Origin of the sequence: Kitasatospora setae KM-6054, from assembly GCF_000269985.1 — a bacterium.
Taxonomy (GTDB): domain Bacteria; phylum Actinomycetota; class Actinomycetes; order Streptomycetales; family Streptomycetaceae; genus Kitasatospora; species Kitasatospora setae.
Window position 1 is genome coordinate 322,698 of the sequence record NC_016109.1, and the last position, 22,333, is coordinate 345,030.

General features: G+C 72.2%; 15 protein-coding genes and 1 pseudogene. 10 read left to right on the forward strand and 6 right to left on the reverse strand.

Annotated features, from left to right (window positions below):
• Positions 1 to 41: 41 nt before the first annotated feature.
• The 4 genes from KSE_RS01390 to KSE_RS01405 all read left to right on the forward strand — a co-directional run bounded on the left by KSE_RS01390 (position 42) and on the right by KSE_RS01405 (position 8,029).
• A complete protein-coding gene (locus tag KSE_RS01390) occupies positions 42 to 1,187 on the forward strand; it encodes an LCP family protein (protein WP_014133458.1) in 1,146 nt (381 codons plus the stop codon).
• A 13-nt stretch (positions 1,188 to 1,200) separates the two neighbouring features.
• Positions 1,201 to 5,136, forward strand: a complete 3,936-nt coding sequence (locus KSE_RS01395; RefSeq protein ID WP_014133459.1) for a bifunctional glycosyltransferase/CDP-glycerol:glycerophosphate glycerophosphotransferase — start codon at positions 1,201 to 1,203, stop codon at positions 5,134 to 5,136.
• Entirely contained in the window at positions 5,129 to 6,565 is a 1,437-nt protein-coding gene (locus tag KSE_RS01400) for a hypothetical protein (RefSeq protein ID WP_014133460.1), read from the forward strand. The genes KSE_RS01395 and KSE_RS01400 overlap by 8 nt, the downstream gene beginning before the upstream one ends.
• A 93-nt stretch (positions 6,566 to 6,658) precedes the next feature.
• Positions 6,659 to 8,029 carry a serine hydrolase domain-containing protein gene (locus tag KSE_RS01405; RefSeq protein ID WP_014133461.1) on the forward strand — a complete coding sequence of 457 codons (1,371 nt, stop codon included), beginning with the start codon at positions 6,659 to 6,661 and terminating at the stop codon, positions 8,027 to 8,029.
• Between the two features lie 27 nt (positions 8,030 to 8,056).
• Here the strand turns inward: KSE_RS01405 and KSE_RS01410 are convergent, their stop codons facing one another.
• Positions 8,057 to 9,289 (reverse strand): FAD-dependent oxidoreductase, encoded by a 1,233-nt coding sequence (locus KSE_RS01410; protein WP_014133462.1) that lies wholly within the window; start codon positions 9,287 to 9,289, stop codon positions 8,057 to 8,059.
• Positions 9,290 to 9,447: 158 nt separating this feature from the next.
• Between KSE_RS01410 and KSE_RS01415 the strand changes: the two genes are divergently transcribed.
• Positions 9,448 to 10,257, forward strand: coding sequence for a TetR/AcrR family transcriptional regulator (locus KSE_RS01415; protein ID WP_014133463.1), 810 nt, complete (start codon positions 9,448 to 9,450; stop codon positions 10,255 to 10,257).
• Between the two features lie 294 nt (positions 10,258 to 10,551).
• Here KSE_RS01415 and KSE_RS45555 read toward each other — a convergent pair whose 3' ends face one another.
• Complete coding sequence (locus tag KSE_RS45555) at positions 10,552 to 12,594, reverse strand: glycosyl hydrolase family 8 (RefSeq protein WP_014133464.1); 2,043 nt, start codon at positions 12,592 to 12,594, stop codon at positions 10,552 to 10,554.
• A 76-nt stretch (positions 12,595 to 12,670) separates the two neighbouring features.
• On the reverse strand, positions 12,671 to 14,098 hold the full coding sequence (locus tag KSE_RS01425; RefSeq protein ID WP_051055082.1) for a carbohydrate-binding protein: 1,428 nt from the start codon (positions 14,096 to 14,098) through the stop codon (positions 12,671 to 12,673).
• Between the two features lie 432 nt (positions 14,099 to 14,530).
• Between KSE_RS01425 and KSE_RS01430 the strand changes: the two genes are divergently transcribed.
• The 3 genes from KSE_RS01430 (at position 14,531) to KSE_RS01435 (ending at position 17,444) form a co-directional block, all read left to right on the forward strand.
• Positions 14,531 to 16,171: an alginate lyase family protein gene (locus KSE_RS01430; RefSeq protein ID WP_014133466.1), complete on the forward strand. Its 1,641-nt coding sequence runs from the start codon at positions 14,531 to 14,533 to the stop codon at positions 16,169 to 16,171.
• Between the two features lie 123 nt (positions 16,172 to 16,294).
• The gene (locus tag KSE_RS45560) at positions 16,295 to 16,429 is read left to right on the forward strand and encodes a hypothetical protein (protein ID WP_014133467.1); all 135 of its coding nucleotides are present in this window, start codon (positions 16,295 to 16,297) and stop codon (positions 16,427 to 16,429) included.
• A gap of 64 nt (positions 16,430 to 16,493) precedes the next feature.
• The gene (locus KSE_RS01435) at positions 16,494 to 17,444 is read left to right on the forward strand and encodes an alpha/beta fold hydrolase (RefSeq protein ID WP_014133468.1); all 951 of its coding nucleotides are present in this window, start codon (positions 16,494 to 16,496) and stop codon (positions 17,442 to 17,444) included.
• On the opposite strand, the gene KSE_RS01440 is transcribed toward KSE_RS01435, so the two are convergent.
• Positions 17,424 to 17,951: a GNAT family N-acetyltransferase gene (locus KSE_RS01440; protein ID WP_106437570.1), complete on the reverse strand. Its 528-nt coding sequence runs from the start codon at positions 17,949 to 17,951 to the stop codon at positions 17,424 to 17,426. The two genes, KSE_RS01435 and KSE_RS01440, sit on opposite strands and share 21 nt — an antisense overlap.
• 126 nt (positions 17,952 to 18,077) lie before the next feature.
• Here KSE_RS01440 and KSE_RS01445 point away from each other — a divergent pair.
• A pseudogene (locus KSE_RS01445) lies at positions 18,078 to 18,673 on the forward strand (transposase).
• 725 nt (positions 18,674 to 19,398) lie between these two features.
• A complete protein-coding gene (locus KSE_RS01450; protein ID WP_014133471.1) occupies positions 19,399 to 20,001 on the forward strand; it encodes a hypothetical protein in 603 nt (200 codons plus the stop codon).
• Positions 20,002 to 20,040: 39 nt separating this feature from the next.
• Here the strand turns inward: KSE_RS01450 and KSE_RS01455 are convergent, their stop codons facing one another.
• Positions 20,041 to 20,487: a MarR family winged helix-turn-helix transcriptional regulator gene (locus tag KSE_RS01455; protein WP_014133472.1), complete on the reverse strand. Its 447-nt coding sequence runs from the start codon at positions 20,485 to 20,487 to the stop codon at positions 20,041 to 20,043.
• Between the two features lie 34 nt (positions 20,488 to 20,521).
• Entirely contained in the window at positions 20,522 to 22,282 is a 1,761-nt protein-coding gene (locus tag KSE_RS01460; RefSeq protein ID WP_014133473.1) for an MFS transporter, read from the reverse strand.
• Positions 22,283 to 22,333 lie beyond the last annotated feature (51 nt).

The window sequence follows — 22,333 nt, forward strand, 5'->3', positions numbered from 1 at the left end:
ATCGACCCTCCGTGCGTCACGGAACAGGAGGACGCACGAGCATGGTACAGACCGACGAGCTGTCGACCGGCGAGACGTCGGCGGCGGCCGCCAAGGACGCGGCGGCCCCCGCGAAGCCCCGGCGGCGGGCCCGGCGGATCCTGCTGATCACCGGCGGCACCGTGCTGGCGCTGGTGCTGGCCGCGGGCGGCACCGGGTTCTGGATGTACCGCCACCTGGAGGGGAACCTCGACACCGTCGACATCGACAAGGCGCTCGGCGAGGACCGGCCGGCTCCGCTGCCGGACGGCGCGCAGGACATCCTGGTGCTCGGTTCGGACTCCCGCAGCGGCGACAACGGCGACCTGGCGGGCGGCGACGTGGGCGGCACGGCGCGCTCGGACACGGCGATGGTGGTGCACATACCCGAGGGGCGGTCCAACGCCACCGTGGTGAGCATCCCGCGCGACACCATGGTGGCCCGTCCGGCGTGCACCACCGCCGACGGCAAGCAGGTGGCCGGCACGCCCCGGGTGATGTTCAACTCGATCTACACCACGGCGGGTCCGGCCTGCGTGGTGAAGACCGTCGAGTCGATGACCGGCCTGCGGATGAACCACTACGTGGAGATCGACTTCGCCGGGTTCAAGGACCTGGTGGACGCGATGGGCGGGGTGGAGGTCACCACCGACACCGCGATCGACGACAAGTACAGCGGCCTGCACCTGCCCGCCGGCACCCACCTGCTGGACGGCACCCAGGCGCTGGCGTTCGTCCGCACCCGGCACGGCGTCGGCGACGGCAGCGACCTCGGGCGGATCGGCCTGCAGCAGAAGTTCCTGCTCTCGGTGCTCTCCCAGCTCCAGCGCAAGGGCACGCTCACCAGCCCGACCAAGGCGTACGGCGTGGCGAACGCGGCCACCAAGGCGCTGACCACCGACACCTCGCTGGGCTCGCTCAACGGCCTGCTCGACTTCGCGCAGAGCATGAAGGGCCTGCAGCCCGAGCGGATGAAGACCGTGATGCTGCCCGTGGTCACCGACCGGATCGACCACAACCGGGTGGTCGCCGACGAGGCGAAGGCCGCCGCGCTGTGGGCGTCGCTGCGCGAGAACCGCCCCGTCCCGTCCGGTTCCCCGGCCGCCTCCGCGAGTGCCTCCCCGTCCGCCTCCGCGAGGTCCTCGGCGAGCGCCTCCGCCCACAACTGACAGGTATCGCACCGTGGTTGCCCACCGTCCCCGGCTGAGTGTCGTCGTCCCGTTCCAGAACGTCGAGGCTTACCTGGCGGAGTGTCTGGAGTCCGTCGCCCGGCAGTCGTTCCGGGACTTCGAGGTCATCCTGGTCGACGACGGCTCGACCGACTCCTCCACCGACATCGCCCGGGCGGTGTGCGACCGCGACCGGCGGTTCCGGCTGATCCGGCAGGAGCCGCACGGGCCGGGCCACGCCCGGAACACCGGGCTGCGGGCGATGCACCCGGACGGCGAGTTCCTGGTCTTCGCGGACGGCGACGACGTGGTGCCCGAGCACGCGTACGAGACGCTGCTGCGCACCCTGGAGGAGTCCGGGTCGGACTTCGTCTCGGGCAACGTCCAGATGATGAACTCCACCAGCACCTGGCAGTCGCCGCTGCACAAGGCCCCGATGCAGGCCGAGCGGCGGGGCACCCACATCACGAAGTTCGACAAGCTGATCTACGACCGGACGGTCTGGAACAAGGTGTTCCGCCGCAGCTTCTGGGACTACTACTTCATCGAGTTCCCCGAGGGCGTCCTGTACGAGGACTCCTGGGTCAACATGTTCGCCCACTTCCGGGCCGCCAAGGTCGACGTGATCACCGACGTCGTCTACTACTGGCGCCGCCGGGACGGGGCCGCCGCCCCCTCCATCACCCAGCGCCACCACGAGCTGGACAACCTGCGCGACCGGGTCGCCGCCGTCCAGTCGGTGAGCCGCTTCCTGGCCGGGCACCGCTCGCAGCGCTTCGCCGAGTCCAAGCGCAAGTACGACCTGGCCTGCCTGACCTCCGACCTGATGCTGCACCTGAAGGTGCTGCCGGACGCGGAGGAGGAGTACCAGCACGCCTTCCTGGAGTGGACCAACGAGTTCCTGGACGAGGCCGACCCCGACCTGATCGGCGAACTGCCCGCCGAGGCCCGGGTGAAGTGGCTGCTGGTGCGCGGCCGCAAGCTGGCCGAACTGCTGGAGGTGCTGGAGTTCGAGCGGCGCGGCGGGCCGATGCCGGTCCAGCGCCGCTTCCGCCGCTACCTGAAGTACCCGCACCTGGGCGACCGCAGCCTCGGCATCGACCGCAAGGCGTACCGTCTCGACAAGGAGCTGGCGCTGCACGGCTCGGTCGGCGAGGTGCGCTGGGAGGACGAGCGGCTGGTGATCGGCGGGCACGCGTACATCCGCTTCCTGAACGTCCACAAGCGGCACATGTCGGTCAAGGGCTTCGCGCTGCGCAACCGCAAGCAGGACCGGATGCTGCTGGTCCCCGCCCGCACCGTCTACGCGCCGCAGGCCACCGAGCACTCCGGGCAGAACCGTTACTGCTACGACTGGGCGGGCTTCAGCACCTCCTTCGACACCAACCGGCTCAAGCTCAAGGGCAAGTGGGCCGAAGGCACCTGGGACGTGGCGGCGGGCGTGCTCAGCCGCGGCCTGTTCCGCTACCGCGGCCTGGACCGCGGCAGCGTCGGCAGCGCCGCCAACCCGCCCTACCGGTACGTCGACAAGAACACCCGGGTGCTGCCGCTGTTCGTCCAGAACCGGCTCAAGCTGCGGGTCGAGATCGTCCGCTGCCGGATCACCGGGCACCGGATCGACGGCGACCACCTGGTGCTGCGCGGCGTGTACCTCGGCCCGACCGTGCCGACCGGCGGGCAGCTGCGACTGGTCAGCCTCGGCGGGGCCGGACGGGTGCAGGTGCCGGTCCGCTTCACCCCCGGCGGCGAGGGCTGGTGCACCTTCACCGGCCGCGTCCCGCTGCGCTCGGTCGTCCCCGCGCAGCCGGCGGCGGACGAGACCCGGCCGGTCTCCTGGGAGCGCGGCGGCAACGGCTGGAAGACCACCTTCCACGTCGCCGGGCGGGCCATGACCATGTACCCGGTGATGGCCGAGGACACCCCCGACGGCCACCACCGCCTCCCGGCCGCCCTGCAGACCCCGGAGGGCGACCGCGAACTGGTCGTGCACCGCAACGGCGCCGGCTACCTCGTCCTGTTCGAACGGGCCACCCTGCCCCGGGTCATCCGCTACGAGTGGCTGGCCGACGGGCCGCTGGAGATCGTCGGCCGCTACCCCGCCCTGGACCGGGTGCCGCCCGCAGAGCGCCGCACCGCCCACCTGGTGCTGCGCTCGCGCGCCCAGGGCACCGAGCGCGCCATCTCCCTCGAATGGCGCGGCGAGTACTTCCGGGCCCGCTTCGACCCGGCCCGGCTGCGCACCCTGGCCGGCACCATCCCGCTGGCCGCCGGCCGCTGGGACCTCTTCCTGCGCCGCCAGGACCCCTCCCGCACCCCGCCCGCCGAACTCCTGCCCGACCTGATGCTCAAGCTCGAACAGGACGCGATACCCGGCCTCCCGCTGCCCCGGGAAGCCGACGAGCGCCGCTACGACCTCCAGGCCGAGGCGTACGACCGGCTCTCCCTCCAGGTCCACTCCGCCATGCCCGACCACGCCCGCGGCCCCTACCGGCAGAAGCTGCTGCGCACCAAGACCTACCCCGCCGCCCGCCAGCGGCCCGTCCGCCCCGCCGTCCTGTTCGACGCCTTCAAGGGCACCCAGTACTCCGACAGCCCGCGCGCCGTCCACGAGGAACTCGTGCGCCGCGGCGCCCGGTTGGAGCACCTCTGGGTCGTCAAGGACGACCAGGTCGACGTGCCGGAGACGGCCCGCGCCGTCCGCATGTGGTCGCCCGAGTGGTACGAGGCCCTGGCCACCAGCCGCTACGTGGTGGCCAACAACCACCTCCCGGACTGGTTCCGCAAGCGCCCCGGCCAGACCGTCGTCCAGACCTGGCACGGCACCCCGCTGAAGAAGATCGGCCACGACATCGAGGCCGTCCACTTCGCCGACAAGCGCTACCTCGAACGGCTCGCCGTCGAGGTGGAGAACTGGGACCTGCTGGTCTCCCCCAACAGCTTCTCCACCCCGATCCTGCGCCGCGCCTTCGCCTTCCCCGGCGAGCTGGTGGAGTCCGGCTACCCGCGCAACGACGTGCTGTGCCGCCCCGACACCGAGCGCCGGGCCGAACAGGTGCGCCGCCGGATCGGCATCCCGGAGGGCAAGCGGGTGGTGCTGTACGCCCCGACCTGGCGCGACGACCAGTACTACTCCCCCGGCCGCTACAAGTTCGACTTCCGGATCGACCTCGCCGACGCCCGGGCCCGGCTCGGCGCGGACCACGTGCTGCTGGTCCGCCGCCACCCCAACGTGGTCGACCCGGTGCCCGGCGCGGGCGACGGCTTCGTCCACGACGTCTCCGACTACCCCGACATGGCCGACCTGTCCCTGATCACCGACGTCATGATCACCGACTACTCCTCGCTGATGTTCGACTTCGTCAACACCGGCCGGCCGATCCTCTTCTACACCTACGACCTGGAGCACTACCGGGACACCCTGCGCGGCTTCTACTTCGACTTCGAGAGCAGCGCACCCGGCCCGCTGCTCTTCGACTCGGCGGAGCTGGTCGACGCCGTCCGGGACGCCGACGGGGTGCGGCGGCGGCACGCCGAGCGCTACCGGCGCTTCCAGCAGGACTTCTGCGACCTCGACGACGGCCGGGCCGCCGCCCGGCTGGTCGACCGGATGCTCACCGTGGGCGGCGACCTCGACCCGGGGACGGCGCCGACACCGGTTTCCGCGCCCGCTCGCGGTGCCGAGGCCGTTGCCGGAGCCGTTCCGGCGGCCGTTGCCGGAGCCGTTCCCGCGGCCGTTCCCGGAGCCGTTCCCGCGCCCGTGCGCACGGCCGCGCGGACGGCCGCTCCCGCGCCGGACAGGCCCCGGGCCGGTGTGCCGATGCCGGGCGACACCTTCGAGGGCGTGCCCTGGCCGCTGCCCGCGCACCTGACCACCCCCGCCGACCCCGACGCCCTCCGGCTGCGGGAGCGCGTCGGCGCCCGCCGATCAACGGAGCACGACCATGTCTGACCAGGACCGCCCGAGCCGCCCGACCGTCGAGGGCACCGACAGCAGCGGGCCCGTCCCGGTCGACTTCCGGTTCAGCCCGACCCGCAACGGCACCCGCCACCTGGTGGTGGTGTTCGCCAACTTCTCCGCCCCGGAGGACTACGGCTTCTCCAACGGCGTGCTGGACCAGGTGCGGGCCAACGTGCTGTGGATCCGCGACCGGTTCGACGGCGGCAACGCCTTCTACCTGTGCCAGGACATGGACTTCGCGACCGAGCGCGCGGTGGCCGCCGTCATCGCCCGCTTCGTGCACGCCCTCGACCTGACCCACGACCAGGTCACCGTGTTCGGCGGTTCCAAGGGCGGCAGCGCCGCGCTGTGGTTCGGCCTGCGGCACGGCTACGGCAACGTGCTGGCGCTCATCCCGGTGTTCCGGATCGGCACCTCCCTGGCCGCCCGCCGGCCGGCCGCCGCCGAGCTGATGATGGGCGGGGCCACGCCCGAGAAGGTCGCCGCGCTGGACGCCCTGCTGCCCGACCTGGTCGCCTCCACCCCGCACCGGAACACCCGCGTCTACCTGGTGACCTCGCCGCAGGACGAGCTCTACGCGGAGCAGGTCGAACCGTTCCTGCCGCTGTTCGCCGGCTACCCGGACTTCCACCTGCTGGTCAACGACTCGCCACTGATCACCGGCCACACCAGCGTCACCGCCCGCACCCTGCCCGCCGTGCTGGGCCTGCTCAACCTGCTGGTCGCGGGCATCACCCCGCGCCTGGGCCTGGCCCGCACCGGCGGCGAGCAGCCCGACCGGGACACCTCCGCCCTGGACGCGCTGCTGGCCGCCACCGAGCGCTTCCCCCGCCCGCAGGTGGCCTTCCCCGACCCGGCGGTGCCCGTCCCCGGCGACGTCGTCGCGGTGGGCGGGCGGGCCCCGGGCGCGGAGCGGGTCAGCATCTGGCTGAGCGGCAAGTACATGGGCTCGGCGCAGACCGCCGAGGACGGCAGCTGGGTCCGGCAGTTCACCCGGCCGTGGGAGGCCGGCGAGTACACCCTCAAGCTGTTCGGCGTGGCCCCGGACGGCGAGCAGAGCCCGCGCACCCTGCACACCTTCACCGTCGTCGAGCCCGCCCCGGGACTGCCCACGCCCCTGGTCACCGAGCCCGCGGACCTGTCCCTGGTGCCCGGGCCGACCGTCCGGCTGAGCGGCTCCGCGCCGGGCGCCGAGCGGGTCGAACTCGTGATCGGGGAGCACTCGTTGGGCTCCACCCCGGTCACCCCGGAGGGCAACTGGAGCTGGCAGCCCGCCTGGGAGTGGCGCGGCGGCGAGCACACCGTGGACGTGGTCGCCCAACTGCCCGGGGTGCGCCCCTCCGCCCCGGCCCGGGTCACCTTCACGGTGGCCGGCGCGCTGGCCCGCGACGCGCGGTTGCAGGCCAAGTACGGCTACTGAGCCGGCCCCCGGTGCGCCGGCCGGCCTCGGTGGTCGGCGCGTTAGGCTCCTGATCACCGGCGGGGTACCGGCGGTGGGACGAAGGGGGCGGGCATGCCGGACGCGGTCGACGGGCTGAGCGGGCTGGACGAGGTGTGCGAGCGGGTGCTGGCCGAGACCGGCTGCCCGTCGGTGAGCGTGGCCGTCGCGGCGGGCGAGGAGCTGGTGCTGGCCCGGGCGTACGGGCTGGCGGACGTCGCGGCCGGGCGGGCGGCGACGCCCGGGACGGCGTACGGGCTGGCGTCGACCACCAAGGCGTTCGTCGCGCTGGCGGTCTGCCTGGCGGCGGACCGCGGCCTGCTCGACCTGGACGCGCCGCTGGCCGCCGGGTTCGGCCGGACGGCGCCGACACCGCGCCAACTGCTCTGCCACCGGGGCGGGTTCCCCGGCTACTACGACTTCAGCTACGAATCCGCCTACCGGCCGGTCGACATCGACCGCTACCGCCGCCAACTGCACGAGCCGGGTGGCGAGTTCGAGTACGCCAACCTCGGCTACCAGGAGCTCGGCCGACTGCTGGAGGCCGTCACCGGCCGGGCGACGGCCGACCTGCTGCGGGAGTGGATCGCCGAGCCGCTCGGGCTGGCGGACTTCGCCTACGCGCACGTCCACCCCGGGCCCGGACCGGCCGCGACCCGCTACACGCCGGACGGCCGGCCGTACCCGCCGGTCCGCAACGGGCACCCGGCGGCGACCTCCGGCTGGGCGACCGCCGGGGACGTCGCCCGGTTCGCCCGCCGCTCGCTGGGCCTGCTGAAGCCGGAGACCGCCGCGGCCGTCCACGTTGGGCCCGCCATCTTCGACGCCGACGGCCTCGACTCCGGGGGCCTCGGCTACGGACTCGGACGGGTCTTCCAGCGGACGGCCGACGGGGCCGTGCTCAGCAGCCACGGCGGCGGCATGGGCGGCGTCGCCTCGATGATGCTGGACGTGCCCGCGCGCGGCCTCTCGCTGGCCGTCCTCGCCAACTCGACCGACAAGACCGCCCGCGACGCGGTGTTCCGGTACCTGACGGCGGCACTGGCCCCCGAGTGCGACCCCCGCCACCTCGCCCCGAGCGCCGAACCCGGCCTCCCCTGCACGCTGGCCCCCGGCAGCTGGTCCGGGCAGGTCGCCACCCCCGACGGCGACACCGTGCCGCTGGCCGTCACCGCGCTGCCGGACGGCCGGGTGGAGGTCCGCCTCGCCGACCACCCGCCGGTGACCGTCCCCGCCGCCGCCTCCGCCCGCTGGGACGTCCGACTCGTCGCGCCGCTCCAGCTCCCCACCCCCGACGCGCTGCTCAACAGCCCCTCCTTCGGTCTCGAACTGCGCCTGCGCGACGGCGACCTGACCGGCCGGGCGATCGCCTTCCGGAACGGCGACCGCGAGGGCCTGCTCGGCCCGTACCTCCCGCACCCCTGCGAGCTGCGCCGCCAGGGCTGAGCCGCACACCCGGGACGGGCCCGCGGCTCAGCGCCGCGCCGGCTCCGGCTCCGGCTCCGGTCCTTCGCCCGGCCCTGCGCCCGTCCCCTCACCGCGGAAGAACGCGGCGACGCCGCGGGCGCCCGCCGGGGCCGTGATCATGGCCAGGATCCGGGCCGAGTCGGCGGCGACCCCGGCCGTCCGGGCGAACATCTCCTCCTCGTAGGCCCGCAGGGCGGCGTCGGGGTCGGCGGGGGCGGCGGCGAGGGCGGTGGCGAGTTCGAGGGCGTCGCGCATCGCGGCGTTGGCGCCGTGGCCGACGGGGGGCATCAGGTGGGCGGCGTCGCCGAGCAGGGTGAGGCCGGGGCGGTGCGGCCAGCGGAGGCCGACCGGGAGGCCGGTCAGCGGGCGCGGGGTGACCGGGCCGGTGCAGGCGGCGATCAGGGCGCGGCACTCGGGCGTCCAGTCGGCGAACAGCGGGAGCAGCGCGGCCCGGGCGGCGTCCGGCTCGGTGAACGGGATGCCGCAGCTGGTGAGCCAGTCGGCGGCCCCGTCGGTGCGGCCGTAGAAGGTCAGACCGACCCGGACGGAGCCGTCGCCGCAGCGCTGGGCGGCGAGTGAGCGGCCCTCGCCGATCACCCAGTAGCTGCCCCGGCCGACGACGGCGGCCAGGTCGGGGCGGGTGCGGTCGACGTCGGGGATGGTGCCCTCGACCGCGTTGACGCCGAGGTGCCGCGGCTCCGCCGGGGTGAGCAGCGGGCGGAGGCGGGAGTGGGCGCCGTCCGCGCCGATCAGGACGTCGCAGTCGGCCCGGCCGCCGTCGGTGAACTCCAGCCGCCAGCCCGCGCCGGCCGCCGCTTCGCCGGCCACCGGGGTGGCGGTGCGCAGGGTGCGGCCCCAGGCGACGGTGCCGGGCGGGAGCGAGTCGAGGAGCAGGTCGCGCAGGTCGGTGCGGTCGATCTCGGGGCGCAGCGCGGGCGAGTCCGCAGGCGTGTCGTCGCGGTGCAGGACGGTGCCGGTGTGGTCGAGCAGCAGCATGTCCTCCCCTTCGGGCCGGGCGTACCGGCGGAACGCCCCGGTCAGCCCGGCCGCGCGCAGCGCGCGCTGTCCGGTGTCCGCGTGCAGGTCGAGCGTGCCGCCCTGGGTGCGGGCGGTCCGTCCGGTGTCGCGCTCGTGGACGGTGACCCGGAGGGCTGGGTCTCCGCGCATGGTGAGCAGCCGGGCCAGGGTCAGCCCGCCCGGTCCGCCGCCGACGATCGCCACGTGCGTGCTGTCCGCCATGTGCTGTCCTCTCCCCTGCCCCGGCCGGCCGTCCGACCCTCCTTCCGATACACCGTATCGCCCGATACGATGCATCGGAAGGAGTCGCCGTATCGTGATCCCGCACCACCAGCACCGCCCGGCACCGCCCCGCCGGCCCCGCCGAACGGAGACCGCCCATGACTCCCCGTCACGACTCCCCCGCCGACTCCTCGACGGCCGCCTCCTCCGGCCTGATCTGGGAGCGCCCGGAGCCGCCGGCCCGACGGTCACCGGGGCCGTTGAGCCGGGCGCTGATCGTGACGGCGGCCCTCGAACTGGCGGACGCGGACGGGCTGGAGGGGGTCTCGTTCCGGCGGGTCGCAGCGGCGCTGGAGGTCGGGCCGATGCGGCTGTACGGGTACGTGGAGACCAAGGCCGAGCTGCTGGAGCTGATGGTGGACGCGGCATACGGGGAGATCGCCCCGCGCACCGCGAGCGGCCGGGGCAGCCGGAGCACCGCGGCCGGAGCCTCCCGCGCGGCCGGGCGGGCCGGAGAGCCGGGGTGGCGGGAGGAGTTGCGGGCGATCGCGGAGCGGACCAGGCTGACCGCGCTGCGACACGAGTGGTTCACCGAACTGCTCGGCGGGCGCCCGCACTTGGGACCGAACGCGCTGGCCGTGATGGAGGCGGTACTGGCCGCCGTCCAGCGCGTGCCCGGCCTCGCCGACGACCCGACCGGAGTGCAGCGGGCAGCCGGCGTGTTCCACGCCTACTTGACCGGGACGCTGCGGGTCGAGGTCGGGCAGCGCCAGGCCGAACGCTCGGAGGGCCGTTCGGACCACGACTGGCAGGCGGCCATGGGCCCGTACCTGGTCCGGACCCTGGCGGCGGGCCGGCACCCGACCGTGGCGCGGGTGATGGCGGAAGCCGAACACCTCGCGCCCGGCGAGCAGTTCGCGGCGGGCCTGGAGCTGGTGCTCGACGGGATCGCCGCCCAGTCACCCTGACCGGACCGGGGTTCGAGACCGGTAGGCCCGCACGTTCAGGAGACGCGCACTCGTCGTTGCCGCCAGTGGATCGTGACTCTGCGTCGGTGCCCTCCGGCATGGCGTAGGCACCCTTCGGGCTGCCGGGAGGCCGTGTTTTCATGCACGGCGGTGGCCGGGCTCGCCCGCTCGGGGTTTCCGTTCGATGGGCGTGTCTTGAGGTCGGAATGGCGACAGTCGTTCGGTGTCGGCGGGTGGCGTGTGGGGGTTCCCGCCCCGGTGTGGGGGCCGGGGCGGGGTGGTGTGTGTGGGGGGTCAGCAGGTGCCGTTGTCCTGCCAGATGTTCCAGGCGATGGCGCTGCCGGGGGTGACGTCGGTGCTCCAGTAGAGGGCGGTGTAGTTGTGGCCGTTGTAGGAGACCTGGTCGTTGGGGACGTAGGCGGTGGCGGGGTTCCAGGCGGGTTGGCAGGTGCCGGTGGAGGTGGTGGTGACGGTGAGGGTGTAGGTGGCGCTGTGGGTGCCGCTGGCCGCGGTGCCCTTCACGGTGATCGGGTACGTACCGGCTGGGGTGGAGGCGGTGGTGGTGACGGTGAGGGTGCTGCCGCTGCCGGAGTTGACGGACGCCGGGCTGAACGAGGCGCTCGCACCCGCCGGCAGGCCGGTGGCGGTCAGCGTTACGGACTGGGCGGTGCCGGAGGTGGTCGCGGTGGAGACGGCGGCGGTGGCCGAGGCTCCGGCGCTCACGCTGCCCGAGACCGGGGAGAGGGTGAGGGAGAAGTCGTTGGCGGGGGCGGTGGTGGTGACGGTCAGGGTGTAGGTGGCGCTGTGGGTGCCGCTGGCGGCGGTGCCCTTCACGGTGATCGGGTAGGTGCCGGCGGGGGTGGAGGCGGTGGTGGTGACGGTGAGGGTGCTGCCGCTGTCGGAGTTGACGGACGCCGGGCTGAACGAGGCGCTCGCACCCGCCGGCAGGCCGGAGGCCGACAGCGCGACGGACTGGGCGGTGCCGGAGGTGGTCGCGGTGGAGACGGTAACGGTGGCCGAGGCTCCGGCGCTCACGCTGCCCGACGCTGGGGAGAGGGCGAGGGAGAAGTCGTTGGCCGGAGCCGTGGTCGTGGCGGCGGGGTTCCAGTAGTCGCCGGCCATCACCAGGTAGACCAGCATCTTGATGGTCTCGCCGTAGTAGTGGTCGCCGAACGGGTTGGTCGCCAGCTGGTTCCAGATGGCGTCGGTCCAGGCCTGGTCGCCGGCGGCCATCGCCGAGGGTCCCACCGAGTCGCCGGCCTCCTCGGCCGAGGTGTCACCGGAGACGTTGGCGTTGGCGCAGCTCAGCTTGATGTGCGGCTGGACGTTCTTCGGGTTGCCGCCGGAGATCGCCTTCGCGCACGCTGACCACAGCTTGGCGTCGTTGTAGGCGAACGCCGCCGTGCTCGGCCCGTTCAGCAGCGCGTCGGTGCCCATGTGCCACGGGACGCGGACGGAGTTGTAGCCGACGATGTTGTCCGGCTGGCTCTCCTGGTAGTTCGCGGGGGCCGGGGACGGGGTGCCGTTGGCGCCGACGACGAAGTCCGGCAGCAGTCCGTGGCCGTTGGAGTAGTTGCTGACCAGCGACTGGTCGATGGCCTCGGTGCGGGAGATGACCTTGTTCCAGTCGTGCGCGGTGTCGTACGCGGCGAAGGCCCGCAGGTGGTCGAGCATGTGGTCGGAGGGGCGGGTGTCGGTGCTGACCCCGTCGTCCTCGCACTTGAGGTGGCCGTCCGAGGTGACGTCGTGGGCGTAGATCTTGCCCAGCCAGGCCAGGGCGTCCGTCTTGTAGCCGCCCCACTGCTTGTCGGCGAGGATCAGGCCGTAGCCGATGTCGAGGTCGCCGTCGGTGGCCGCGTCGGGGGTGCCGCTGTCGGCGTACTTGCAGGTGCTGCCGTCGAGCTTCCACTGCATCAGGCCGTACTGGTCCTGGTGGTTCTTCACCAGCTGCCACAGGCCGTTGAACTCGGTCTGCGCGTCGGGGTCGTAACCGGCCATCAGCGGCACGATGTTCATGCCGTAGCCCTGGGCCTCGGAGACGGTGCCGTTGTTGGGCGCGTCGCCGTCGCCCTTGGTCGAGACGTAGTACTCGTTGCTGGCGCAGCCGTGGACCAGGTAGTTCGACTTCCACGAGTCGTACTGCTTGGTGACGGCGGCGTCGCGGGTGGCCTGCGAGGCGGACGGCATGACGCCGACCTTGTAGGCCGTGTGGGAGGGGAACGGGTGCGCGGGGGTCGCCGCTTGGGCGGCGGGCACGCCGACGAACGCGACGAGGCCGAGCGTCAGGGTGCTGAGCGTCGTGCCCAGCGCCAGGACTCGGCGAGTGTGCGGGGCCACTGTGTGGTTCCTTTCGATCGGTGCGGACGGCAGGGCATCGGGGAATGTGCTCACTGCCGACGGTGTGTGGGGGGGGTCAGCAGGTGCCGTTGTCCTGCCAGATGTTCCAGGCGATGGCGCTGCCGGGGGTGACGTCGGTGCTCCAGTAGAGGGCGGTGTAGTTGTGGCCGTTGTAGGAGACCTGGTCGTTGGGGACGTAGGCGGTGGCGGGGTTCCAGGCGGGTTGGCAGGTGCCGGTGGAGGTGGCGGTGACGGTCAGGGTGTAGGTGGCGCTGTGGGTGCCGCTGGCCGCGGTGCCCTTCACGGTGATCGGGTAGGTGCCGGCGGGGGTGGAGGCGGTGGTGGTGACGGTGAGGGTGCTGCCGCTGCCGGAGTTCACCGACGCCGGACTGAACGAGGCACTCGCACCCGCCGGCAGGCCGGAGGCCGACAGCGCGACCGACTCCGCCACCCCGGAGGTCACCGCCGTGGAGACGCTGACCGTGGCCGGCGAACCCGCCTTCACGCTGCCCGAGTTGGGTGAGACGGCGACGGAGAAGTCGCTGGCGGTGGTGCCCCCGGTGATCTTCTGGAAGATCTTCGAGTAGGCGTAGTTCAGTGCCTTGTCGTAGCCGTCGACCTCCCAGAACGCCAGTTCCTGGACGCCCTTGGACGCCGCGAAGGTCTCCAGGGTCTGGGCGTTGGCCTGGCTGAAGAACTCGTTGTCGTCGTTCTGGCCGGCGATCGGGGTCAGGCCCAGGCGGTTGAAGGCCTGGGCGGTGGTGATGCCGTACAGCGAGGCCAGTTGCGGAGCGGTGCCGTTCGCGGCGGACTCGGCGTCGTTGAGGGCGTTCTGCCCGTTGCCGAAGTCCATCGTCATGATGTTGACCAGGTTCACCTTCACGCCCTTGGACTTGGCGTCCTTGAGCATGTTCATCGCGTTGGCGGGCAGGCCGCCCGGGTCCACCGGCAGGGTGAAGTCGATCTGGACGTTCGGGTTCTGCGCCTGGAGGGCGGCCAGGGCCTGGTCGCGGCGGGCGTTGGCGGTGGTGTCGTCCAGGACGGAGCCTTCGATGTCGAAGTCCAGCCGGGTCACGCCGTAGGTGTTGACGATGTTGGCGTACGCGGCGGTGAGGCTGGACACCGAGGTGCAGGTCTGCGCGAGTTCGCCGCCGGCGGCGCCGCCGAAGGAGATGATGACGTTGCCGCCGGCCGACTGCAGGGAGCCGATCTGGGACTTGAACGCCCCGACCGGGTCGTTGCCGCGCTCCCACATCGGGGTGCAGCCGGACTTCGGCGTCAGGAAGGCCAGCGTGTAGAACTTGTCGCCGCTGGCGCTCAGGTCGGCGGCCAGGTCGCCGGCCGTGGAGCTGTCGATCTCCAGGTACGGCGCCGAGTAGTGCGCGGGGAAGGTGCCGCCGGCGGCGTGCGCCGGTCCGGCGGCGACCACGGCGAGCGCGGCGGCGGGGAGAGCGGCGGCCACGGCTGCCGTGAGCAGTCTGCGGGCAGGGGCGGATCGGGACATGGGGGGTCGATTCCTTCACTGTGGATGAGGAACGAGCGAGGTGGGGGACGTCATCGCAGGGCGGCTCGGGCCGCGCGGGCCGCACGGGCGCAGGGACTGCGGGGACCGCGGGGCCCCGGGCGTGCCGGTCGGGACGGACCGGTCCGCAGGCCGCCAGATAGTAAGGAAGGTTTCCTAACGAGCAGAAGTTAGCGACCTGACCCCGGCGCGTCAATGGCCCGTCGCCACCGGAAATGCGGCACCTCAAGCGGTCTTGACGGCGCATCAGTGCAGCCTTACGCTCGCCGACCACAACAGAAAGTAAACTTTACTAACCGAAAGGTGGCCGCAGTGACGCTCTTCCCCCGAGCCCCCCGTCGCCGCACGGCCCATCACCGACCCCGCCGATCGCTGGGCGCCGCCCTCCTCGCCCTGGCGGCGGTGGCGGCGGCCATGACGACCCCCACCGCCGTCGCCGCCCCGTCCGGCGGGGGTACGGCGACCGTCAGCGCCGCCGTGACCGCCCCCGCCGCCTTCACCCACCCGGGCGTACTGCTCGGCAAGTCCCAACTGGACCTGATCCGCACCCGGGTGAACGGCGGCGTCGAGCCGCAGAAGAGCGCCTGGTCGCAGCTGCTGGCCAGCCCGTACGCCTCGTCGTCGTACACCCCCCACCCGCGCTCCACCGTCGAGTGCGGCTCGTCGTCGAACCCCGACTACGGGTGCAGCGACGAGCGGGAGGACGCCATCGCCGCGTACACCGACGCGCTGGCCTGGTACGTGACCGGCAACAGCAGTTACGCCAAGAAGGCGATCCAGATCATGGACGCCTGGTCCGGGACCATCACCACGCACACCAACACCAACGCCCCGCTGCAGACCGGCTGGGCCGGCACGGTGTGGTCGGAGTCCGCGGAGATCGTCAAGTACACCTACAGCGGCGGCTGGTCGAACTCCGCCCGCTTCGACACCATGCTGCGCAACGTCTACCTCCCCGTCGTGATCCAGGGCGCCCCGGACAAGAACGGCAACTGGGAGCTGATCATGATGGACGCGGCCGTCGGCATCGCGGTCCACCTCGACGACGCCACCAGCTACAACAAGGCGATGTCCATCTTCACGGGCCGGGTCCCGGCGTACGTCTACACCACCTCAGACGGCAGCCAGCCCGCCTACCCGCCGCGCTCCAGCATCAACACCACCAGCGAACTGGTCAGCTACTGGTTCGGGCAGAGCACCTTCGTCAACGGCCTCGCGCAGGAGACCTGCCGCGACTTCGGCCACACCGGCTGGGGCCTGGACGCCATCTCGCACGTCGCCGAGACCGCACGCCTCCAGGGCACCGACCTGTGGTCGCAGCTGGCGACCCGGATGCGCTCCACCTACGAGTTCCACGCCGGCTACGACAACGGCGCCTCCGTCCCGTCCTCGCTCTGCGGCGGCAGCGTGAGCCTCGGCGTCGGGCCCGTCACCGAGATCGCGTACAGCGCGCTCCACAACCGGCTCGGACTCAGCCTGGCCAACACCCAGAAGTACACCCTGGCCCACCGCCCCGAGGGCACCGACGACCACTGGATCGCCTGGGAGACCCTCACCCACGGCGACACCGGAACGCCGGCGGCCGCCAACGACTTCTCCCTCGCCCTCTCGCCGGCCTCGGGCAGCGTGAGCGCCGGGTCCCCGGCCACCGCCGCCGTCTCCACCGCGACCACCTCCGGCACCGCCCAGTCCGTAACGCTGACCGCCACCGGCCTGCCGGCGGGTGCGAGCGCCTCGTTCAGCCCGGCGTCCGTCAACTCCGGCAGCGGCAGCACCCTCACCGTCACCACCACCGCCTCCACCCCCGCCGGCACCTACCCGATCACCGTGAAGGGCACCGCGGCCAGCGGCACCCACAGCGCCACCTACACCCTGACCGTCACCACCACCTCCACCGGCACCTGCCAACCCGCCTGGAACCCCGCCACCGCCTACGTCCCCAACGACCAGGTCTCCTACAACGGCCACAACTACACCGCCCTCTACTGGAGCACCGACGTCACCCCCGGCAGCGCCATCGCCTGGAACATCTGGCAGGACAACGGCACCTGCTGACACCACCGCAGACCCGGCAACGGCCGGTGAACCACTGATCTCCCCGAGGGTCGTCCGGTTCGAGGCAGGGACGATCCCGGGGTAGGCCGGAGGGCCGGGGCAGACGCCCCGCCCCTTCGGCTGGTGCTGGTCTGGGCCGACGACGGCTGCGCCAACAGCCTGGTCGAGTACGGCCTCACCGTCCTCGCCCTGGCCTTGGTCACCGTCAAGCGCGGTGACGACACGCGCGGATTCGCATTAGCTATTGTACCAGAATAGTGAGGGAAAGTCATATCCGCCAAGGCAATGGAAAATTGCCCACCCGTTCGTTATGTTGGCAGCCATGACTGCGCGCGCTGAATTGATTGTCGAATCCGGTGAATTGCGGCTGTGGACCGAACGGGTCGGCGCCTCCGACGACCCAGCGGTCCTGCTGGTGATGGGTACCGCCTCGCCGGGTATCGGATGGCCGGACGAGCTGGTGGACGTGCTGGTCGCGGGTGGTCGCCAGGTCATCCGCTACGACCACCGGGACACCGGCCGGTCCAGTTGCGTGGACTTCACCACGCGCCCCTACGCGCTGGCGGACATGGCCGCCGACGCGACGGCGGTACTCGACGGGCACGGGGTGGCTGCCGCGCACATCGTCGGAGTGTCCCTGGGCGGCGCCATCGGCCAATGGCTGGCCGTGCACCGCCCTGAACGCGTACTGACCCTGACCGCGATCATGACCGGCCCGATGGGCCACAGCGCGGGCCCGGCCTGGGTGCGTGCCATGGCCGGTCAGGCACCCGACCCAAGCGACTTGCCGCCGCCCGCAGCACGCTTCCTGGCGCACCTCGCCCGGCGCGCCGCCCTCCCGCAGGGGACCCGCGACGAGTACGTCACGGCGAACCTGGAGACGTGGCGCGTGCTCAACGGCGACGTCCTCCCGTTCGACGAGCCGGCCGCTCGACGTTTCGCGCAAGCCTCCTTCGACCGGTCCGGCAACCCCGCTGCGGCCCTCAACCATGACCTGGCCGGACGTCACCTGACCGAAGACCGTCTGGTGCCGCTGTCCTCGATCAAGGCCCCGACCCTGGTCATCCACGGCACCGAAGACCCCCTCCGCCCGCTCCCGCATGGCCGCGCCCTCGCCGAGGAGGTCCCTCATTCCCGATTCCGGCCGATTCCGGGAATGGGGCACTCACTGTTCTCGCCTGGACTTCCTCGGCAGATCGGCGAAATCATTCGCGAGCACATTGCCCAAGGGTTGTCCCGTAACTGCCGGCCGTCACTGGATGGCGGCGCGTAGGTCCCCGGTGTACCAGTCGAACCGTCTGCCGTCCTTGCCCTGCGCCTGCCGGCCGGGGGTGAACCCTGCCCGCCGTGCCACTGCAGCGGATGCGGGGTTCTCCGGCTCCACCTGGATCACCGCCTCCGCCCCGCCCTCACTGGCCGCGTACCGGCAGGCCAGGAGGACCGCGCGGGTTGCCAGGCCGCGCCCTCTCCGGGACGGGTAGAGTCCGTATGCGATATTCACCTGGCCGGGAAGCAGGCCTTCCCCGGGGAACCGCAAGTCGATCGTCCCCGCGAGCACCTCGTCGGCGCCCACCCGGATGCCGAACGCGCGGAGTGGTCCGGCAGCCTCCCACTGTTCCCGGCAGTGCTGGAAGTACGCTTCGACGCCCTCCCGGGTGCCGGGGCCGCCGTTGAGCCAGCGAACGAGCAGCTCATCCTCGCCCGCAAGGTGCGCCTGGACATCGTCCAAGCTCAGTGGGGACAGGGTGACGACCCCATCGGACAGCCTCACTTCATGCATCCGCCGATTCTTGACGTCAGAGCCGCGTCGCACCATCGGATTTCCGCGGGGCGTCACGCGAAGGCACCCGCCGCAGGAGACGATCCTGGCGCGGCTGGTGTGATCACGGCGTCGGAGCCGTCCCGGATGGCCCCGTTCACCGGTCTGAGCCCGCGCGACTTCCGCAAGCTGATGGCTGTCCCAGTCGGCAGCCGACCGGATCATCGACCACATCGGCCCACTGCTGGCACTCGAACCCCGGCGGCGCTTCCGCAGGGACGCCGTGCTGACTGTCGATGGCGCCCTGGTCCCCACTCGCGACCACAGCATCGCCGAGCAGTCCAAGAACTACCGGTACTCCACCAACCACCAGGTCGTCATCGACGCCCACCCCCCGCCTGGTCATGGCGATCGGCTGACCCCCGCCGGGCGACCGGAACGACCGCAAGGCATGGGGGGAATCCGGCACGAAGGCCGCCGTCGGCAGGACGACGACCATCGCCGACGGCGGCTATCCGGGCACCGGTCTCGTCATCCCGCACCGGAGATCGCCCGGCAGGGAACCGACCGAGTGACAGACCGGGCGCAACCGTGCGCACAAGCAGGTCCGCGCCCGAGTCGAACGCGCATTCGCTCAAATGGAGACCTGGAAGATCCTGCGCGACTGCCGCCCCAAGGGCGACGGAGTCCACCACGCCATGCTCGGCACCGCCCGGCTCCACAACCTCGTCCAGGCCGCGTAGCGGGGCAGTCGACGGCCCGCCAGCCCCTTCCCGACCCCTCAAAGAAGATCGATTACGGGAAAGTCCCTGGTGCGTGCTCACGCTCCTCGCCGCGGGCGGCTTCCGACAGGGCGGCGGCATAGCGGCAGGTGGCGCCCCGCAGTGGCTCGCTCGTGGCTCCACTCAAGGCTGTGCCCCGAGCGCCCGCCATTTGCGTCCGCGAGACTCTTTCGTACGGCGTAGCGCAGTCCGCCGTACCTCCGCGCGAAGGCCTCGCGCCGGATGACCGGTTCCAGCGGGGCGGGGATCAGCCGACCCTTGCGGTCGCGGACCCGCAGCAGCTCCGTGGGGGCCCTGGGCTCCGTCTGCTCCTGCCGGCGTCCGGTGCGGTCGAGTAGGCGGCGGGCACGTGGGGACAGCTCCGAACTGTCCTCCAGGATGTGCATGTTCTTCTTTTTTCAGCTTGCAGACTGCAACAGCGAACGCACGCTATCCGGCCGGCCCCAGCGGTGTGAAGCCCGCCCCCGCCAATTGCCTCTTCGAGTAGGTGTGGTCAGCAGCCGGATCTCACCGATCCCCTACTGGCGGAGCCCTTGGAGAGCGGAATGTCGGTTGACGTGGTGACGCACGAACGAGGAGAACCGGACGAAAGGTCGCCCCCCTCGCGCGCGGCGCCCGCCGGGTGCCATGCTGTTCGTCCGTACCCGGTTGTGCCGGGCACGGGACCACGCGGGGGACGGAACGGCATGGGCAGAGCACGGCCGAAGCGCGAACGACTGGCGGCGGGCCGGGCCGAACGGGCGCGGTCCGCGCTGCGGCCGTCCGCGCCGCCGGAGCCCGGCTCGCGGGGGCGGAGCTTCGCGTCCTGGGCGGGCTGCCTGGTGGTCTCGCTGCTGATCCTGTTCGTGGGGATCGGCCTCCTGCGGGACAGTCTGGCCTTGGCCCACGGGGCGGGTGTGCCGGGCGAGTTCGTCGTCACCGAGGAGCATCCCTGCGGCCGCTGTCAGGAGCCGATGGGGGACTTCACCCCGGATGCCCCGAAGCCGCCCGGTCCGGGCTGGACGGTTCCCCGGCCGGAGACGGTCAGCGGGGTGATGTCGTGGGGAGGGATCCCGGCGACCCGCGTCGGCGAGCGCGCCCGGGTGCTCTACTACGACGGCGAGGTCTACTCGCCGGACAGCAGGCTCTGGGCGTACGGGGCGGCGGCCACCGCTTTCGGCGGCGCCATGCTGCTGTTCTGGTCCGTCCTGGCCGTCCGCCGCCTCCGCCGTCACCGCGCCGACCGTGCCGCCCGCGCCGCCCGCACCGGCCCTGCCGACCGTTCGGGCCGGCCGCAGTTCGCCGACTGACCGGCCGGGAGCAGCGGCAGCGGTCCGGCCGGCCCTCCGTCAGTCCTCGAAGGCCACCAGGCGTTCGAGGACGGGCAGCGCGGCCATCAGTGCCTGCCGTTCGGGTGCGGTGAGTTCGGCGGTGCGGCGGGCGAGTAGTTCGGAGCGCCGGCGGCGGATGTGGGCGAGCAGGTCGACGCCGCCGGGGGCGAGTTCGACCAGGGCGGAGCGGCCGTCGTTCGGGTCGGGGACGCGGCTGATCAGCCGGGCGTCGACCAGGGAGGCGACGGTGCGGGTGATCGAGGGTGCGGTGACCCGTTCCAGTGCGGCGAGTTCGCCGAGCCGGATCGGGCCGTGCTGCTCGATCCGGGCCAGCGCGGACTGCTGGGCGAAGGTGAACTCCTGCCGGTCGGAGGCCCGCATCAGGTGCCGGTTCAGCCGGGCGATGACCAGCCGCAGCCGTGCCAGTTCCGCCGGGTCGAGCCCGCCCTCGTGCTGCTGTCCCACCGTCGAACTCCCTCGCTCCGCCGTCTGGTTCACATCATGCCGGGCCCCGGGAGGCCGCGGTGTCCCCGTCCGGGACGGTGGCCGTCCCGCTCTCGGGGCCGTCACCGACCGTACCCGCTCCGCGGCGGCGGAGCAGCGACGCGGCGGCGGCGACCAGTGACATCGCGATGGCGAGCGCGAAGACCACCATCAGGCCGTCGTGGAACGGGCCGGAGATCAGGTGGGGGAAGAACTCGCGTCCGGTGAGGGTCTGCGCGTTGGCGGCGGGCAGGCCGGAGAGCACCTGCGGGCCGAGCAGTTCGTGGATCGGGTTGTAGCCCAGGAAGGCGGCGAACAGCGTGCCGACGGGCGGGAGTTGGGCGACGGCGTGGGCGTCCGCCGGGGAGACGCCCTGGCCGGTGAGGCCGTCGTTGAGGGTCTGCGGGAGCGAGCCGGCCAGGCCGGCCACCATCAGGGAGAAGAACACGCCGATGGAGAGCACCATGCCGGCGTTCTGGAAGGTCGCCCGCATGCCGGAGGCGGCGCCCCGGTCGGCGGGCGGGACGCTGGACATCACCAGCGCGGTGTTCGGCGCGGCGAACAGGCCGCCGCCGAGGCCGTTCAGGAACACCAGCAGCGCGAACCACACGTACTCGAAGTCCGTTGGCAGCAGCAGGAGTCCGGCGAACGAGCCGGCCATCACGACCAGGCCGCCGGCCGCGAACATCCGGGCGCTGAAGCGGTCCGAGAGGTGGCCGGCGACCGGGCCGGCGGCGAGGAAGCCGACGGTCAGCGGGACGAGGTAGATGCCGGCCCAGAGCGGGGTCCGCTCGTAGTCGTAGCCGTGCAGCGGCAGCCAGATGCCCTGCAGCCAGACGATCAGCATGAACTGGAGGCCGCCGCGGGCGATCGAGCCGAGCAGGGTGGCCAGGTTGCCGCCGGCGAACACCGGGTCGCGGAACAGCCGGAGCGGGAACATCGGTTCGGCGACCCTGGTCTCGATCACGCAGAAGGCGATCAGGACGGCGCTGCCGCCGATCAGGCCGGCCAGCACCCAGGGGTTGGTCCAGCCCATGGTGTGGCCGCCGTACGGCTGGATGCCGTAGGTGATGCCGGCCAGCAGCGCGGTGAGGCCGGCGGCGAAGGTGACGTTGCCCCACCAGTCGATCCGGCCGGGGCGGCGGACGCCGGTCTCGTGCAGCGAGCGGTAGGCCCAGACGGTGCCGATGACGCCGATCGGGACGTTGACCCAGAAGATCGAGCGCCAGTTCCACTCGGCGAGGACGCCGCCGAGGACCAGGCCGACGAACGAGCCGGCGATCGCGGCGACCATGTTGACGCCGAGCGCCATGCCGCGCTGCCGGGCGGGGAAGGCGTCGGTGATGATGGCCGCGGAGTTCGCCATCAGCATCGCGCCGCCGACCGCCTGGACGACCCGCCAGCCGATCAGCCAGAGCGCGCCGCCGCCGCCGTCCATCGGGTCGAGCGAGAGGACCACCGAGGTGACGGTGAAGATCAGGAAGCCGGCGTTGTAGATCCGCACCCGGCCCCAGATGTCGCCGAGCCGTCCGAGGGTGACCACCAGGACGGCGGTGACCAGCATGTAGCCCATCAGCATCCACAGCAGGTAGCTGACGTTGCCGGGCTCCAGCGGGTTGAGGTGGATGCCGTTGAAGATCGCCGGCAGCGAGATCAGCACGATCGAGGAGTTGATCGTGGCGATCAGCATGCCGAGGGTGGTGTTGGAGAGCGCCACCCACTTGTAGCGCGGGTGCTCCGCGCCGATCCACCGTTTCTGCGTGTCCACGTCCGCCATCTCCTGCCGCCCCCGGGGGAACCGTGATGATAGTTAGCTGATGTGAACTAA

Excerpts from the sequence above, each read along its gene's own strand:
- KSE_RS01405 (WP_014133461.1), top strand. The coding sequence starts at position 6,659 with ATGCCGGACGCGGTCGACGGGCTGAGCGGGCTGGACGAGGTGTGCGAG.
- KSE_RS01450 (WP_014133471.1), top strand. The coding sequence starts at position 19,399 with ATGGGCAGAGCACGGCCGAAGCGCGAACGACTGGCGGCGGGCCGGGCC.
- KSE_RS01425 (WP_051055082.1), bottom strand. The coding sequence starts at position 14,098 with ATGTCCCGATCCGCCCCTGCCCGCAGACTGCTCACGGCAGCCGTGGCC.
- KSE_RS01440 (WP_106437570.1), bottom strand. The coding sequence starts at position 17,951 with ATGCATGAAGTGAGGCTGTCCGATGGGGTCGTCACCCTGTCCCCACTG.
- KSE_RS01460 (WP_014133473.1), bottom strand. The coding sequence starts at position 22,282 with ATGGCGGACGTGGACACGCAGAAACGGTGGATCGGCGCGGAGCACCCG.
- KSE_RS01415 (WP_014133463.1), top strand. The coding sequence starts at position 9,448 with ATGACTCCCCGTCACGACTCCCCCGCCGACTCCTCGACGGCCGCCTCC.
- KSE_RS01410 (WP_014133462.1), bottom strand. The coding sequence starts at position 9,289 with ATGGCGGACAGCACGCACGTGGCGATCGTCGGCGGCGGACCGGGCGGG.
- KSE_RS01400 (WP_014133460.1), top strand. The coding sequence starts at position 5,129 with ATGTCTGACCAGGACCGCCCGAGCCGCCCGACCGTCGAGGGCACCGAC.
- KSE_RS01390 (WP_014133458.1), top strand. The coding sequence starts at position 42 with ATGGTACAGACCGACGAGCTGTCGACCGGCGAGACGTCGGCGGCGGCC.
- KSE_RS01435 (WP_014133468.1), top strand. The coding sequence starts at position 16,494 with ATGACTGCGCGCGCTGAATTGATTGTCGAATCCGGTGAATTGCGGCTG.
- KSE_RS01430 (WP_014133466.1), top strand. The coding sequence starts at position 14,531 with ATGACGACCCCCACCGCCGTCGCCGCCCCGTCCGGCGGGGGTACGGCG.